Genomic DNA, 15,885 nt, shown 5'->3' on the forward strand with positions numbered 1-15,885 from the left:
GTTAGAAAGGTCTTTTTCTAGAATTAATAGTTTCAATTAAAAATTCTAAATTGGACTTTTCCTTTCCATAGATAATAATATTCTTTAAAAAATCTTGACATATTTTTTCTAGGTCAGAAAAATTTAGTCCAATAGATTTTTTAGAAAGTTCTAATAAGACATTATCACCTATTAAATCACTTTTTAAAAGCTCTCTTTTATAATATTTAAATATTTGTTCTTCTGTTGGTATAGGATAAGTTATAATATCATCGAATCGTCTAAATAAAGCTTCATCCAAATTTTCAGGCATATTTGTTGCTGCAATTATTAAACTATTTGAATCATCTTTTTCAATTTGAAGTAAAAAACTATTAAGAACTCTTTTTATTTCTCCAACCTCGTTTCCCTGATTTCTAGTTGTACCAATACTATCAAATTCATCAAATAAATAAACTGCTCTAAATTCTTTCATTGTATCAAAAACTAAACAAAGTTTAGCTATTGATTCTCCCATATATCTACTTATCAGACCATCAAGTCTTATTACAAATAAAGGGATACTTAATTCACTTGATATTACTCTAGCTGTCATTGTTTTACCACAACCTGGAGGCCCTGTTAATAATAATTTTTTTCTAGGAAATAAATTATGCTGTCTTAATTTTTCTATTTGGCGTTGCTCATCTAAAATTCTTTGAATTGACTTTTTTAAATGAACAGATAAAACCATATCTTTTAATTTATCATCAGGTCTTGTAAATTCTAATAAATCATTTAATTCTTTATGAGCAGAATTTATAGGAAGACGTTTTAAAGCACCTTCATTAATTTTTGATTTTTTTGAATCTTGAATTATTTTTTTTAATTCCTCAGCAAGTGCTTGATGCCCCTTTCTCGCTTCTGCAGCAGCAATTTGCATAGCAGTTGCATAGAACCGAGAATCATCTCCTTCACTAAAAGATTTTATTAAGCTTTTTATTTGTTCAGCTGCTGCCATTATAATTCTTAAAACTATTTTTCCGTAAAAATATACAAAAGTATTCTCAATTAGTTAAGTAAAATCATAATTTTAAAAAGAAACTCTAAACTATTTCCCACTCCATACACATTACCACTTCTTTCCTATCGTCGTTTCGGACAAAGTGTATTCCATTACATTATTAGAGAAACTTTTAGGAAGAAAAATAAAGAAAAAATAATAATCTCTCTTTTTTCTAAGTGTTTAAACAGAAACTTTTTTTAAAAATTCACGAGAATTTAATATTCTGTACAATTGTACAAGTATTTTTAAATACAAGATTCTTAGTAACCCTTATAATTGATAAACTTGTTACTAAAATTAAACATAGAGTTTATAACTGAGCTTTGCCTTAGTAATACAATCTAAAATCCAATAGTTTACAAGCTTTGTAATGTCTTTGATGCAATTCTTCAACAACATCTAACATATTTTCATCTTCTTTAAATAAGTTAAAGAATACGATATCTAGATTTGTACTCGTGATTCCATTAAATTCATGACCGTACCCAGAAACACCTTTTGCACCTGTGATATCCAAAAAATATTGTGCTTCTTCTTCATCTAAGTCTAGCACTTTTGAATTTGAAAAATGCAAATACTTTCCTTTTAGTCTTCCTTCAAAAATTTCTGCAATTTCTTGAAGACTGTAATAGTAACCATTTAAACAAATACTATTTGCTTCACCTGTCATAATCAAGTAGATGATTTCATAATCTTTAAAATAATGATCATCCAAGACCAATGCGTTTAGGCTAGCTTCTAAACCTTCAATGGTATCGCAAGTTTTATAAATACTGGCTACCCCATATTGCAGGGTCAATTGTTGTAAGTTTTTTTGTGCTTCGGTAACTTCTTCCGTTTCTATATCATGTACCGCTTCTAAACAGTAAATAAAATAATCTGGATCTATAAATGGTTCTTCGGAGGTTGGTGGTCTTTTCTCTAACAAAATTCAGAATTTATGCAAAGTGTATAAAACATAAAAATAGTAAACAATTTTAAAATCAAATCAACAAAATTCAATGTTCCACTCCTCCCCTTTTTTCTATGTTTAAATTACACTAAAATAGTTGTTCCTGTGGATGTTTTATGATTGTGTTCATCAAAGTAAAAATCTACTCTTCCTAGGTTTATTCCGTAAGCCCCTACTTGATTTACAAGTGTATTTTTTCCAACTATATTTTTTACAATGGTTGGTTTTGGTAAAAACGTATGTGTATGGCCACCTATAATTAAGTCTATATTTTTGGTGATTTTGGCTAAATTTAAATCGGATATTTTATCAGGGTTATTTTTATAATAATACCCCAGGTGAGACAAACAAATAATCAAATCACACTGTTCTTCTTCTTTTAGTTTGGTAGTAATATCTTGCGTAATTTCTACAGGATCTAAATAGCCGGTTTCTTTGTACATTTTTTTATTTACCAAGCCTTCAAGTTCAATACCCAAACCAAAAACACCAATTTTAATTCCGTCTTTAAAAATAATTCGATAAGGTTTTACATGTGTATCTAAAACAGTGTTTTTAAAATCGTAATTAGCCGAAACAAAATCAAAATTAGCATTGGGCAATTGCTTGTACAACCCTTCTATAGAATTGTCAAAATCATGATTTCCAATAGTAGCCACATCGTATTTTAGCATGCTCATCAACTTAAATTCCAGCTCGCCTCCAAAATAATTAAAGTAGGGAGTTCCCTGAAAAATATCGCCAGCATCTAACAACAAGGTGTTTTCATTTTCTTTTCTAATCTGTTCAATTAAAGTAGCACGTTTTGCAACACCGCCTTTGTTGGCATATTTATAATGATTGGGATCAAAAGATTCAATATGGCTATGCGTGTCGTTGGTGTGTAAAATGGTGATATGACGTTGTTGTTTACCTATAAATGAAGGCAAAGTAAGTCCGCCAACCACAGTTAATGTAGAGGCAGTTCCTAATTGTTTTATAAAATTTCTTCTCTTCATTACTTAATAATTATACGATTGTCTATATGGGCTTTTAGCGTATCTGTTTTTTTGAAATAATCAATAATGGCATCTCTTAATTTGTAATCTAATTTTGTAAGTTTTTTAGGATTTTTAAAGAAATTCATACTGTCTCCACCACCTTGCAGATAATCGGATGTCAACACAGCGTAGGTTTTGTTTTTGTCAAATGCTTTGCCGTTAATTTTTAGAGCATATCCGTTTTCTTTAAGGGTCAATTCTATGTTTTTAGACAATGGATGGGCTTTTTTATTTTGAACAAAATAATCAACTAATTCTAAAATTTTTGTACCACTAAGGCTCGTTACCACAAGTTCATTTTCAAAAGGCATCAACTCAAAAGCATGCTCTGTTGTAATGGCTCCAGCAGGCATATTGGCTCTAATTCCACCATGATTGAACATTACAAAATCAATAGCTTCATTTGTTTTTTCTTTGTAAATAGAATTCCCCATTTCATAACACATATCAGCCATTAAGTTTCCTAAAGAACTTTGTAAGTTTCCATCGCTTTTCACTATTTCTGTTGGAGAAAAACAAAGCACTTGTTCCATTTCAACAGTAAGTTTTTCTTTGTAAGGATTTATCACACGATCTATTTTTTCAGAAGAGGCAATCGTACGATCAATAGCAATGTTTTTTGCTGTTATTTTGCTAAGGTGTTTTTCTGTTTTTTGACAAGAACCAATAGCCAGAAAAAGGATAAGTAAATAGGATAATTTCATTGTTGTACTATTTTTTAACGGTTGATGATGTTTGATAACACGAGTGTTTTACTTCACTAATTCTCCCTTACATTCTGTAAAAATATAATTAAAATGTTCAACATCATCTTTGTTTAGTTTTAATGTTCCTGTTACCCTTACAATGTTGTCGGTTTCAAAGTTTTTTGTATTTGAAAATTGAAGTTCTATTGCTGTTTCAGGACCTCCTTGTCCACAAAAAAAACAAGCAGACATTGGGCCTTTGGATAAAATGTATAATTTTTCTTTAGGATCAACACTTAAAAAATAGCCAGATATGGTGATTTGTTTTCCCTCTAGATTTTTTACAAATGCTGAAAATTCTGGATACATAAAATATTCATCATAAGTTGGGAAAAACTTTTCTGTGTAAGTCACTTTGGCTAAATCGTCCCAAGTTATTTGTTGTTGGGTATAGCCTAGTGAATATGTTAAAAGAGTAATTGCGATTAAAATTTTATTTTTCATTGCTTAAAATTGTAGAGATGTCCATCTTTAAAATTGGATAGATAGCTAGTAAAATAGATGTTGTTGTTATGGTAAAAACAGAAACTCCAATAGTTAGGAGGTCTTGATAAGGAAGTTCTTGAAGCATGTACATTTTATCGTCTGCATTCATCATTTTAAAAATGAGTTTGAAACCTATTTTCACGAACAAAAAACCAAAACCAAAAGCGCACAATGCTACTGTAAAACCTTCATAAGCAACTATTTTTATCAATTGAAAATTACTTGCTCCATAGGTACGTAAAATGGCCAAATCAAAACTACGTTCTTTTACCATTTTGTACAAACTAGTAAATATGATAATTCCTGAAATAGCAAGTATCAAGTAAGCAATAGCTGTAATTGTTTGAAATCCAACACCTGTATATTTATACAATCGGTCCAATTCAAACTTAGGTAAAGCCGCTTGCATATTGGTTGTTTGGTTGATTTTTCTTGGAATTGTTAAAAAGGCTGCGGGGCTTCTAAAGGAAATTAATAACGATGTAATTTCTTTGTCTTTATCCTTGTGTTCATGTTCGTGATTATGAGAATCGTTATGATCTGCATCATGGTTATGAACATCCCAAATACTTTGTAAATGGGTGATAATTAAACGATCTATGACTTTTTGTGTTGGCTTTAAAATTCCCACAACAGTCAATTTATCAGAATGGACATCTATATTATTTTCTATCAATCCATGAGAACTGATAAGCGTATCCCCTATTTTAAGATGTAATTGTTGCGCAACAGCATTTCCTAAAACAACTTCCATAGGTTTTTCATTACTACGTCCCTGCTCTATTTGGGCATTGTAAAATTTGGCAAAGGTATTGGTTGTTCCTATTATTCTAAATCCTTTATAATTATCTCCATACGAAATCGGTACTGCGGATTCAATCAAAGGATTTTTGCTTATTTTTTTAGCTTCATTGTATGAAATATTTCCTGTTGGATTGTCTAAATGTAGCACCGAAGCTAAAACCAATTGCAACGGACTTCCTTTAGCTCCTATAACCAGATCAATTTCACCCAAGTTATGTTCCATTTGGTATTCAAAAGATTTTTTTATTTGTTGAATACCTAAAAGAAGGATACTACTTAAGGATAAAATAAAGACACTCAAAAAAGTATAAAGTGGCTTAGATTTGATGTTTTCGATGCTAATTTTCCAAATTTTCATAAAGTAATGGTGTTTTGGAAGAAAGGTTTGATTCTAGAATCGTGAGTGATTACAATTAAGTTTGCCTTGGTTTTTTGAGCTTGTTCAATTAGAAGTTTCATCACAATTTTGCAATTTTCATCATCTAAACTTGAGGTAGGCTCATCGGCTAAAATAACTTTAGGTTGATGTATTACGGCAGATGCAATGCTTAACCTTTGCAATTGACCTTCACTGAGTTTGTTTACTTTATTGTGTTTAAACTCGTTTAAATCTAGTTGTTTCAATACGGTTTCAATGGCTGTGTTTTCAATCTTTTTTTTACTAAAATAAAGTCTAGCTTGTAAATTTTCTAAAACATTTAAAGATTGTATGGCATGTTTTTTTTGAAAGACCAAACCAATATTTTCTCCTCTAAATTTGTCTAATTGTTTTGTAACTAATTTGTTGATAACAACATGATCAATCATTACTGTTCCGTTGGTAGGCTTTAACAAACCTGCTAAAAGATGCAAAAGTGTTGTTTTTCCAATACCCGATTTTCCTAAAACAAGTAAGTTTTCTTGCTGATTTAATGTGATGTTCGGAAAACTAAAAACATTTTCCTTTTTCTTATATTGAAATGTAAGATGTTCTGTGTGTATCATCTTTTAATTATTTAAATGAAGCTACGGCTATACTTTTTTTGATTGCATTTTTAAGTACAGAAGGTTCACTACCTGGACCAATGCTTAGTAATTTAGAACCCGTTATAGGAACACCATTAAACGGACGTATGAACACTTCACCATCCGGAGTACGTTCAAAATAAGTGTGATTGATGTCTTTACCAATTATAGTACAACCTTTTATTCTAAGAATGCTTTTGGACAATGCGGAACAAATAGTATGTATGCAAGTTGAGTTTGGTAAATTTGGCAAATCTACAGAGCACGAAGCCCAATGTGCTTTCTGATGGTCTAATTTTACAGCTGTGTTTTTAGAAGGAAGCAATTCTGGAAGTAATAAAACATCCAAACAATCCATTGGTATTATTTTAGCAGTTGGGTTCAGTTGTTTTAGTTGATGGATGACTTGATTTTTTCGGTTTTCATTAACGTTTTCAAGATGTGTTAAAACCAACAACGATGAAACCTGAATCTGGTTTGCTTCCAATTCATTATGTTCACCGCGTTGTTGCCAATTTTTAACATCCACTACCGAAATTTGAATTGGAGGTAAAAATCTATCGTTTAGACCTACACCCAAAAATTCCATTAACGAGCAAGCATCAGATGTTCCGTTGGCTTCAATAAGTGTAATTCCATTTTTTCTTTCAGGAATTCTATTTACCGTATTTCTAAGCTCCATAATACCGCTACAACAAATACAACTACCGCTTACAGGTTTGATACAGTTCATTCCAATTTGCTTGGAAAATTGCTGGGCATCCAAATTGGCATTTTCATAATCGTTAAGAATCACAAATGGATTCCAATCGTTATTGTTAAAGTTTTCTAACAAGTACTTTAGCAATGTTGTTTTACCTGCTCCTAAAAATCCAACAACGGTGATAATAGCTTCCATGATTTTCTATACAATATTTTGTGATGATGCATTTTGAAACAAGCACAACTAAATTCATTTCTTAGGTCTGAATGGTTTCATAACAGCTTCATTACATTCTAAACAGGGCCCGTCCATAAGGTCAATACAGTAAGGAACTGCAGGAAAAACAGCATCTAGACATTCTCTGATAGATTTTGGTTTTCCTGGTAGATTGATGATCAAACTACGACCTCTAAGTCCTGCTGTTTGCCTTGACAAAATAGCTGTAGGAACAAATTTTAAAGATTCTGCTCTCATAAGTTCTCCAAAACCTGGCATCATGCGGTCACAAACAGCTTCAGTTGCTTCTGGTGTAACGTCCCTTTTAGCCGGACCTGTACCACCTGTGGTCACCACCAAGCAACATTTATCTTTATCAACCAATTCAATTATTATTTTTTCAATAATGTCTTGTTCATCAGGCACAATTTTATAAATTTCTTTCCATTCTGAAATTAAATAATCGTTTAATGTACTTACAATTGCTTTACCACTAAGGTCTTCATAAACACCTGCGTATGCTCTATCACTAACTGCTATGATTCCTATTTTAATCATTTAGGATTCAATTTTATGAAGAAAATTCATTTTTTCAATCAAATCTCCAGTAATGGCAACTACAGCAGGTTTTGGAATGTTGTCCTCATCAAAAGGCCATTTGCTTGTTAGATTTTTTAAGTCTGTAGACTGTTCACCTGGATGTTGCACACTTAAAAACAGTGTTTTTCCGTCTGGAGAAAACCAAGGTCCTGTAAGCTCAGCATCTTTTGGAGCTGTAACAACACGAATTACTTTACCTGCGTCTTTACCATACCTCGGAATTAGGAACAAACTGTTGTTTTTAAACGATGTATATGGTTTGTCTTCTCTATTCATTTCACTACCAGACATGTCCGTGGTCATCCAAAGATTTCCTGATAAATCAAATGCCAAATTATCAGGACAAGAGAATCCGTTTTCCTCACCACCTGCTATGTATGTTGAAGCTTTAAAAGTCAAAGCATCATAAGCTCCATTTTCTTCTTCTATCTTTAAAATAGAACCGTGCCAGTCCTTTTTACTCTTGTTATTAGTTAGTGACACAAATATATTTCCCGTAACGGGATCAATTTCAATATCTTCGGGTCTATTTAACTCTGTAGCTCCCAATAATTTTGCAGCTTCTCTTGCTCTAACAAGAACTTCGGTTTGATCTTTAAATTTTTCTTTTAGAACTGGTTGGTTTTCCCAATCTAAAGCCAACCATATTCCATTTATAGTATCTGCCACATACAACGTTCCTTCTTTTAAAGAGCCTGGTTTAGAAGATATGAATTTGTACAAATGTTCATTATTACTATCATCACCAGTATATGCAACCACGCGTTTGTCTTCTAATTCATATAACGTACAACATTCGTGAGCAAATCGTCCTAGGGCCACATGTTTTTGAGCGGTACCTTCTTTTGGATTCACTTCTACGACCCAACCATAATGTTCTGGTGGATAATTGTAAACGTTTTCCCAACCTTGACTACTAGGTCTGTGGCTGGCTATATTATGGGTATCGTATTCCGTTTCCCCATAAAAACTATCATAATTTTCTTCACAAGTAATAAAGGTGTTCCAAGGAGTAATACCTCCCGAGCAATTGCTATGCGTTCCAACAACTGTTGTTTCTCCTTTAATTGGATGGTCCCAGTTTAGTTGTATTGGAGTTTTAGCAGTAATACGCCTATTGCTCGGATCATTTTTTACCACATTCCAAACGCCATTCTCTTCTTTTATTCTAACAATACTACCTCCAACATTGTACATTTCCTTATCTATCTGTTCTTTTGTACGATGTTGTTTTGGGTTTTTAAAATCTCTATAATTGAAATCTGAAACAAAAAGTGGATTTACATACTCGTGATTTACCCACAACAATCCATCTTTTGGATCCTTTTCATCTAAGGGTAAAAAGCAAGTAAAATCATTATTAAATCCAAAAGTATCCTGATTGTTTATGTAATCTCCCCATTTTATCACTGTATGATAATTCAAACCATTGGTTAATAATAAATCATCCTTGTCTGAAGCTTGTAAAGCTTCAATAACAACGTTTTTTAGTTGTTCTATTCTTTCTTTAGAAAGGCTTTCTGTTAGCGAAGGAGTGGTATTGCTACCACAACTAATCAAAAACTGGGGAGTTAAAACAGCTCCCAAACTTGTTTTTCCTAAGAAAGAAATAAATGTTCTACGATTGTATTTCATGAGGTTATTTTATATGATATAATAGAAAGTCTTTCTAAAATGAGGTTTCAATATTTTCTTATAAATTTTGTTCTCCTACTATTTTAAAGAATTCATTTCGGGTTGCTCTTTTTAAAAAACAACCTCCATATTCTAACGTTGTTGTAAAACTATTCTGATCTTTGATACCTCTTGACGATACACAAAGATGTTTCGCATTGATAATTATAATGACATCCTTTGTTTCTAATACCTCTTGTAAATCGCTTAAAATTTGAATAGCTAGACGTTCTTGCACCTGTGGACGATGCGAATAATAATCGACCAAACGGTTAATTTTAGACAGTCCAATTACTTTTTTTGTAGGAATGTATCCTATATGTGCATGGCCAATAATAGGTAGAAAATGATGTTCACAAGAGGAATCTATATTAATGTGTTGTTCTACCAACATTTTTTTATAACCATACTTATTTTCAAATGTTGAAAGTTTTGGTTTGTTAGCAGGATTTAACCCATAAAACAACTCTTTTACGTACATTTTAGCAAAGCGATACGGGGTTCCAGACAAACTATCATCTGTTAAATCTAGTCCCATTTCTTGCATAATCATTTTAAAATGATGTTGTATGTTTTTGATTTTTTCTTCATCAGATTTATCAAAAGCATCCGCACGTAATGGCGTTTTTATATTTGCAGAAAAGTGGTTGTCCCCCTCTATTATAATTTGTTCTTTATCCTTCATTTGTACAGCATTTACCTTGGTTGCATTGGCAATATTTTTTATTGTATAAGTGTAGTCCTATCAATGCTACAGCTGGAACATATATAAATGTTTCATCTAAATAAAACCAAGCATTTTTTTCGTTTGTTATGATTATGAATAATGTGAAAAAAGCAATCCATAATAAAGTTTTCATCCATTTTTCAGAAGTTGTTTGTGTAGATCTGTACACTGCAAAAAAGGAAATTACTAAGAAGAAATAATCTATAAATCCCCACCAAGTTGGTACTCCATTACAATTGGTAATTGAACAACTTTGCACAATAAAAATAAAGGGTGTAGCAATACAATGTATCAAACAAAGTGTGCTTGCCATTGCTCCTATATAATCTGGTTTTTGTTTTATGAATATCATTATTTATTTGAATACAACTAGGTTGCAAATATAACATTATTGGTATTAAATGCAACAATGTTGCATTTAATATTTTATGATCTGAAATATGAAGACATTTAGTCCATGAATCAAAAAAATATAGAAACAAAAAACAACTCTTTTAATTGTATATTTGCATTTATACAATACACATATATGTCTATACTTCCTATGCCTTTTAAAAAATTACATTTGGATATCAAAGAGGTCTTACAAAATTTAGAAATTACTATTCCCACAGAGTTTCAGAAAGCTAGTATTCCTGTTATCAAAAGTGGTACAAACGTTTTTTGTACTGCTCCAAAAGATCAGGGAAAAACAACCACATTGATATTGACTACTTTGCAAAAATTAAAATGTGAGGCCGTTGGAGACATTCCCAGAGCGTTGGTTTTGGTAGAAAATAATGAAAAAGCATTGGCATTGTACTCAAGCTTTTTAACCTATACGAGACGTACTTCTTTACGAGTTTATGTGGCCAATGAAAAAGAACATATAGATTTGATAAAGTCAGAAATATTTGAAGGTGTAGACATTCTGATTGCCACCCCAAAGAGCATTAGCAAATTGTTGATGTTGTATGGTGTAAATATCTCTGAATTAAAGATTTTTAACATAGAAGATGCTGATTTTTTATCGCAAACAAATGCTTACAATGCCATTTTATCTATTACGCAAAGTATCAGCAAATGTCAATATGTACTTTATGCAGAAAAAATGCACCCTAATTTGAAACGTTTGGAATCTTATTTTATGGAATACTCCACTATTGTAGGTGTTTAGTAACATCACAAAGTAAAATCTTCTTATTTTTTATTGATTTTTTTACGAAACTTTGCAAGTAATCTTAACAATTAGCTAATATTAAGCAACGTACATTTGCAAGCGTTAAAACCAACTTAAAACAAGGTTTTACTTTTAATGATGATGAAAAAAACATTTTTTTTTACATGCTTGTTTTGTGCTTTATTTGGATTTTCTCAGCAAAAACCTCCTTTGTTTATAGGACATAGGGGTGGTTTGTTGCCTAACATTCCGGAAAATAGTTTGATGGCTTTCCAAAATTGTATAGATGAAGAAGTAGCAATGATTGAAACCGATGTACAGCTAAGTAAAGATGGAAAAATGGTTTTGTTTCATGATGCTTCCCTCCTACGAATGACAGGAGTTTCCAAAAAATTGAAAAATTGTACTTTAAAGGAATTGCAAAAATTAAGTTTGGGAGCAGAACAACAGATTCCAACCTTAGAAGCAGCGTTGTCTTTATTAGCATCTGACAAAATTCAATTGTTGTTAGACATCAAAGCAGGACCGGAACTAGACTACTCAGAATTATACAAACTACTGGAACGCTACCACATGAAAAGTCGTGTTTATATAGGTGTAAGATCTTTAAAAGATTTACAAATATGCAAGTCTTTAGATGCTAAAGTCAAAGTATTAGGATTTGTTCCTGGACCTGAAAGTATTGAGAACTTTGTAACAAATCACGCAGATGCAATTCGTTTGTGGCCTAACTGGTTGGAAGAACACCCTACTCTAATTTCAAATTTAGTAAATAAAAACATACCTATTTGGATGACTGTTGGAGCGTTAAGCACAACTGGAATTAAAGCATGGGTACAGCAAGGAGTCCATGGTTTTATTCATGATACTCCCAAAAAGGCAGCAACCGAATACACGATGTCTTTCAAATAAATTTAAGCTGCTGTAACTATTGATAGATTGTAACAACCCGTTGTATATTTAGGCAATATCAATCTGATTTCTTTTCTTTCATAATCACTTCACCTGAATAACTTATAGAGCTTCTGAAGCTACTATTGATAAAAATAGTACTTTTTAAGTTTGGAAATAATTTTATGGAAACATCAAAATTTTCTCTGTTGGTATTGTTTTTAGCTGTAAAATGAATATGATAAGAATTGTCTTTGTTTTTTTCTACAGAATACTTTTCCACAACCCCTTTAAGAGCAATGGCAGCATCTCCTCCTCCGTAAGAAACATTCATTTGTCTTTCTCCAAAATAGGGCAAATAAGAAGAAATGCTATCATCTGAAATGGTTAGATAGTTATAATTTCCTATTAAGTTGACATTTCCTGCTGCTCCTATATTTCTCATTAAGTAAGAGTTCAATACTTGTTGCATGGCATTGGAAATTTGTGGATGTGCACGGGTTGACTCAATGGTAAAATGTTTATTTACCACCAAGCTATCTAGAGTTTTAATTTGTGCTTGTAGATTTATTTTTTTGTGAGAACTACAAGAAAAAGTTACAAATGCCACGAGAATACTTATGGCAAAATATCTTAATTTTTTCATACTTAAATATACAAAACCTCTGATATATTTAAAAGAGTCTTTTGAATACGAACAATAACTACTAAACATTTTTTTTGTGTAAAAAATCCACTTGTAGTAGTGTAAACTTAAAAATATATTTTGCAATTATATTTTATCTTTACTGTTATGATTGAGATTATTTACGAGGATGATTTTATAGTTGCTATTAACAAACCAAATAATGTTTTGGTGCATCATTCGGTGATGGCAAACAATCAGTTAGATGAACTTTCTTTAATGCAGTTGATGTTTGCACAAACAGAAACTAAATATTATGCCATTCATAGATTGGATAGAAAAACTTCGGGTATTATTTTATTGGCCAAAAAGAAGGAGTTTGTTTCTAAATTTCAAGAATTGTTTGTCAATAACCAAATACAAAAAAAATACTATGGCTTGGTGCGTGGATTTGCTCCAGAATCAGGAAAAATAGACAGCCCAGTAAAAGGTCGTGATGCCAACAAACACAAAGAAGCACTTACTTTTTTTGAGCGATTAGAAAGGTTTCATATTGATGTGCCTGTGGGTCCGTATCCAAGTGCTCGCTACAGTTTGATAACATTGACACCCAAAACAGGGCGTTTGCATCAATTGAGAATACACCTGAATAAAATTAGTTATCCTTTGGTTGGAGATCCTAAATATGGAGATCGTTTTCACAACAGAATGTTTGAAACTGAGTTTGATTGTTCTAAACTTTTCTTACATGCATTTCACTTGGAGTTTGTACATCCTTTTACTCAAAAAAACATATCAATAACAGCAAAAAAACCAACTCATTGGGAGTTGGTTTTCAATCTAATGAGACAGAAATCTTTGCCTTTTTAAAAGTCTAAACAGTTAAACACTAGTCTTCATTTTTTGAAGCTCTTTTTTCAGGTTTAGGAGCATTCTCAAATTCTTTTTCACTGATAAAACCATCTTCATCAGTATCAATATCAGAAAAATGTTTACTCAAAGGTCCTTTCGTTTCTTTCTCAGAAAGTTTACCATCTTCATTGGCATCCATTTTTTCTAACAATTTTGCAAATGTAGGTGGTTTGTGTTTACCTCCTCTTTCTTCTTGTGCGTTTGCTCCTGCAATTCCAAAAACAGCGATCATTACTGCTACTACTTCTTTTTTTAATGCTATGTACTTCATGATTTTATATAATTTAAATCGTTATTGATACCCCAAAGATGGACATAAGAAGCATACAAAAAGTCAGTTTTCAGTAAACGGGATCTATAACTCTGTGAATGCTCTATTAGAATCTGTAAACACTTAATTCATCTGGGCAAACAAGCCCTGTTTTGGTGATTGATTGAATATTTTATTCCTTAATTTGCAGTATGAACACAACAAAACGTTTTATTTTACAAATTCTTTTTTGGTTTGTAATATGGTTGGTGCTTTGGTCACAACAATCATGGGAAATTTCTTTTGTCAGAGAAAATGTATTGGTATATGTAACACAAATATCAATTGTATCTATATTGGTGTATTATTTGATTCCTAAATTTTTATTCCACAAAAAATACATTCCTTTCATTTGCATATCAATCCTTGTTCTAACTTTGTTTTCTTACATAGCTACACAAGTACCTAAACAAGATATTCCCATTCATCAAATGGAAAAACAAGTCCGCGGTATGCGCTTGCCTCCAAAAATGGAGAAAAAAATAAGTACAAGGCCTCCTTTGCGAATTTTTACCATGTCATTGTTGTTGTTTGCTTCTTACAGCTTAACGGTGGTGATTGAAATTATTTTGTTTGCACAAAAAAAGGAAGAAGAAATTGTGTTGAGTAAAAATGAAAATTTACAAACAGAATTAAAGTTGTTAAAATCTCAAATCAATCCTCATTTTTTATTCAATTCTTTGAATAACATTTATGCTTTGTCAGGGATTGATACTCAAAGAACTCAACAAAGCATCACGTATTTATCAGACATGTTACGCTATGTTTTGTACGAGTGTGAAAATGCTTTTGTGCCTATTAAACATGAGGTCACTTATATAGAAAATTACATCAAATTGTATGCTTTAAAAAGCAGTAAAAAATATCCTATTGAAATAGTTTTTAACAATTTAAATGCTAATGTTACTATAGCACCAATGTTATTGATTCCTTTTGTGGAAAATGCTTTTAAGCACAGCAATATTGAAAAAATAAAAGATACTTTTATTAAAATTAGTTTGGATACACGTTTGGATGTTATTGTGTTTAAAATAGAAAATACGTTTTCTAAGACTCTCGTTCAAAAAGATACTATAGGAGGTATTGGTATAGAGAATACCAAAAGAAGACTGGCTATTTTGTATCCCAATCAATATGCTTTGACAATAGATGAAAAAGAAGGGGTTTTTAAGGTTGAATTAAAATTAAATCTACATGTTTAAATGTGTTGTAATAGATGACGAAGAACTGGCTAGAATGCTCTTAAAAAGTTATATAGATCAATTGGATTTTCTAGAGTTTGTAAAAGAATTTGAAAATCCGTTAGAGGCTATGGCAACTTTAAAATCAGGAACTATAGATGTCGTGTTCTTAGACATTCAGATGCCAGAAATTAAAGGAACTGATTTTGCTAATATGATTCCTCAAAACACCAAAATTATTTTTACCACAGCGTATTCTGAATACGCAATAAAAGGATTTGAGTTGAATGCATTGGACTATTTGCTAAAACCGATAACTTTTGAGCGTTTTTTAAAGGCTGTTAGTAAATTAGAGTCTAACATTGCTAAGAAAGAAATCAACAACAAAACTACGCTTACCGTTAAATCTGGCTATGATTTACACAAATTAAATATTGATGAGATTTTATACATAGAAAGCGATAGTGAGTATGTTATTTTTCATACTTCCAACAAAAAAATAATGAGCAATCAGTCTCTAAAATCTTTAGAAAAAACTTTGGATGCTGCTATTTTTATGAGAGTTCATCGATCTTTTATTGTAAATATAACCAAGGTTACTACACTAAAAGGGAGAGATTTGATATTGACAGACATTCTGATCCCAGTAAGTGATTCTTACTACGAAAACGTTAAAAAAGAATTGTTTTAAAAATACTAGTTTCTTATGTTTTAGAGACCAAATAAGGAACAAAGTAGTTTACACATAAAAAAGCTGCCTATTAAGAATAGACAGCTCAAAAAAAAAAATTGAAAAAGGAACGTTAACTTGCATTATAACGTATTATAAA

19 protein-coding genes are annotated in these 15,885 nt (G+C 31.5%); 5 read left to right on the forward strand and 14 right to left on the reverse strand.

The genetic code is table 11. The features are described from left to right. Nucleotide 1 precedes the first annotated feature (1 nt). From Q4548_RS06085 to Q4548_RS06140, 12 genes are all read right to left on the reverse strand, one after another. Entirely contained in the window at nt 2-979 is a 978-nt protein-coding gene (locus Q4548_RS06085; protein ID WP_303452615.1) for an AAA family ATPase, read from the reverse strand. 373 nt (nt 980-1,352) lie between these two features. After that, nucleotides 1,353-1,952, reverse strand: coding sequence for a DUF6642 family protein (locus Q4548_RS06090; protein WP_303452617.1), 600 nt, complete (start codon nt 1,950-1,952; stop codon nt 1,353-1,355). Nucleotides 1,953-2,059: 107 nt separating this feature from the next. Then, a complete protein-coding gene (locus Q4548_RS06095) occupies nt 2,060-2,974 on the reverse strand; it encodes a bifunctional UDP-sugar hydrolase/5'-nucleotidase (protein ID WP_303452619.1) in 915 nt (304 codons plus the stop codon). Then, the gene (locus Q4548_RS06100) at nt 2,974-3,720 is read right to left on the reverse strand and encodes a 5'-nucleotidase C-terminal domain-containing protein (RefSeq protein ID WP_303452621.1); all 747 of its coding nucleotides are present in this window, start codon (nt 3,718-3,720) and stop codon (nt 2,974-2,976) included. Before Q4548_RS06100 ends, Q4548_RS06095 begins: the two co-directional genes overlap by 1 nt. A 48-nt stretch (nt 3,721-3,768) precedes the next feature. Next, nucleotides 3,769-4,206 carry a hypothetical protein gene (locus Q4548_RS06105; RefSeq protein WP_303452623.1) on the reverse strand — a complete coding sequence of 146 codons (438 nt, stop codon included), beginning with the start codon at nt 4,204-4,206 and terminating at the stop codon, nt 3,769-3,771. After that, on the reverse strand, nt 4,196-5,410 hold the full coding sequence (locus Q4548_RS06110; protein ID WP_303452625.1) for an ABC transporter permease: 1,215 nt from the start codon (nt 5,408-5,410) through the stop codon (nt 4,196-4,198). The genes Q4548_RS06105 and Q4548_RS06110 overlap by 11 nt, the downstream gene beginning before the upstream one ends. Beyond that, the gene (locus Q4548_RS06115; protein WP_303452627.1) at nt 5,407-6,036 is read right to left on the reverse strand and encodes an ABC transporter ATP-binding protein; all 630 of its coding nucleotides are present in this window, start codon (nt 6,034-6,036) and stop codon (nt 5,407-5,409) included. The genes Q4548_RS06110 and Q4548_RS06115 overlap by 4 nt, the downstream gene beginning before the upstream one ends. A 7-nt stretch (nt 6,037-6,043) precedes the next feature. Further along, nucleotides 6,044-6,955, reverse strand: coding sequence for a GTP-binding protein (locus Q4548_RS06120; protein WP_303452629.1), 912 nt, complete (start codon nt 6,953-6,955; stop codon nt 6,044-6,046). 54 nt (nt 6,956-7,009) lie between these two features. Then, a complete protein-coding gene (gene mog / locus Q4548_RS06125; RefSeq protein ID WP_303452631.1) occupies nt 7,010-7,534 on the reverse strand; it encodes a molybdopterin adenylyltransferase in 525 nt (174 codons plus the stop codon). Continuing rightward, a complete protein-coding gene (locus Q4548_RS06130; protein ID WP_303452633.1) occupies nt 7,535-9,211 on the reverse strand; it encodes a PhoX family phosphatase in 1,677 nt (558 codons plus the stop codon). A 58-nt stretch (nt 9,212-9,269) separates the two neighbouring features. Beyond that, nucleotides 9,270-9,935 carry a GTP cyclohydrolase I FolE gene (gene folE, locus Q4548_RS06135; RefSeq protein WP_303452635.1) on the reverse strand — a complete coding sequence of 222 codons (666 nt, stop codon included), beginning with the start codon at nt 9,933-9,935 and terminating at the stop codon, nt 9,270-9,272. Then, nucleotides 9,925-10,329: a MerC domain-containing protein gene (locus Q4548_RS06140; RefSeq protein WP_303452637.1), complete on the reverse strand. Its 405-nt coding sequence runs from the start codon at nt 10,327-10,329 to the stop codon at nt 9,925-9,927. Before Q4548_RS06140 ends, folE begins: the two co-directional genes overlap by 11 nt. A gap of 177 nt (nt 10,330-10,506) precedes the next feature. Between Q4548_RS06140 and Q4548_RS06145 the strand changes: the two genes are divergently transcribed. Next, on the forward strand, nt 10,507-11,133 hold the full coding sequence (locus Q4548_RS06145) for a DEAD/DEAH box helicase (protein WP_303452639.1): 627 nt from the start codon (nt 10,507-10,509) through the stop codon (nt 11,131-11,133). A gap of 144 nt (nt 11,134-11,277) precedes the next feature. After that, nucleotides 11,278-12,048, forward strand: coding sequence for a glycerophosphodiester phosphodiesterase family protein (locus tag Q4548_RS06150; RefSeq protein ID WP_303452641.1), 771 nt, complete (start codon nt 11,278-11,280; stop codon nt 12,046-12,048). A 58-nt stretch (nt 12,049-12,106) separates the two neighbouring features. On the opposite strand, the gene Q4548_RS06155 is transcribed toward Q4548_RS06150, so the two are convergent. Continuing rightward, entirely contained in the window at nt 12,107-12,673 is a 567-nt protein-coding gene (locus Q4548_RS06155) for a DUF4251 domain-containing protein (RefSeq protein WP_303452643.1), read from the reverse strand. A 147-nt stretch (nt 12,674-12,820) separates the two neighbouring features. Between Q4548_RS06155 and Q4548_RS06160 the strand changes: the two genes are divergently transcribed. Then, nucleotides 12,821-13,522: a pseudouridine synthase gene (locus tag Q4548_RS06160; protein ID WP_303452644.1), complete on the forward strand. Its 702-nt coding sequence runs from the start codon at nt 12,821-12,823 to the stop codon at nt 13,520-13,522. Nucleotides 13,523-13,541: 19 nt separating this feature from the next. Here the strand turns inward: Q4548_RS06160 and Q4548_RS06165 are convergent, their stop codons facing one another. Then, on the reverse strand, nt 13,542-13,835 hold the full coding sequence (locus Q4548_RS06165; protein WP_303452646.1) for an EF-hand domain-containing protein: 294 nt from the start codon (nt 13,833-13,835) through the stop codon (nt 13,542-13,544). Nucleotides 13,836-14,026: 191 nt separating this feature from the next. On the opposite strand from Q4548_RS06165, the gene Q4548_RS06170 reads away from it, so the two are divergent. Both Q4548_RS06170 and Q4548_RS06175 read left to right on the forward strand, forming a co-directional pair. Next, a complete protein-coding gene (locus Q4548_RS06170) occupies nt 14,027-15,076 on the forward strand; it encodes a sensor histidine kinase (protein WP_303452648.1) in 1,050 nt (349 codons plus the stop codon). Next, entirely contained in the window at nt 15,069-15,746 is a 678-nt protein-coding gene (locus Q4548_RS06175) for a LytTR family DNA-binding domain-containing protein (protein WP_303452650.1), read from the forward strand. Before Q4548_RS06170 ends, Q4548_RS06175 begins: the two co-directional genes overlap by 8 nt. Nucleotides 15,747-15,885 lie beyond the last annotated feature (139 nt).

The sequence above is a fragment of the Wenyingzhuangia sp. 2_MG-2023 genome (genome assembly GCF_030548295.1).
Lineage (GTDB): Bacteria > Bacteroidota > Bacteroidia > Flavobacteriales > Flavobacteriaceae > Wenyingzhuangia.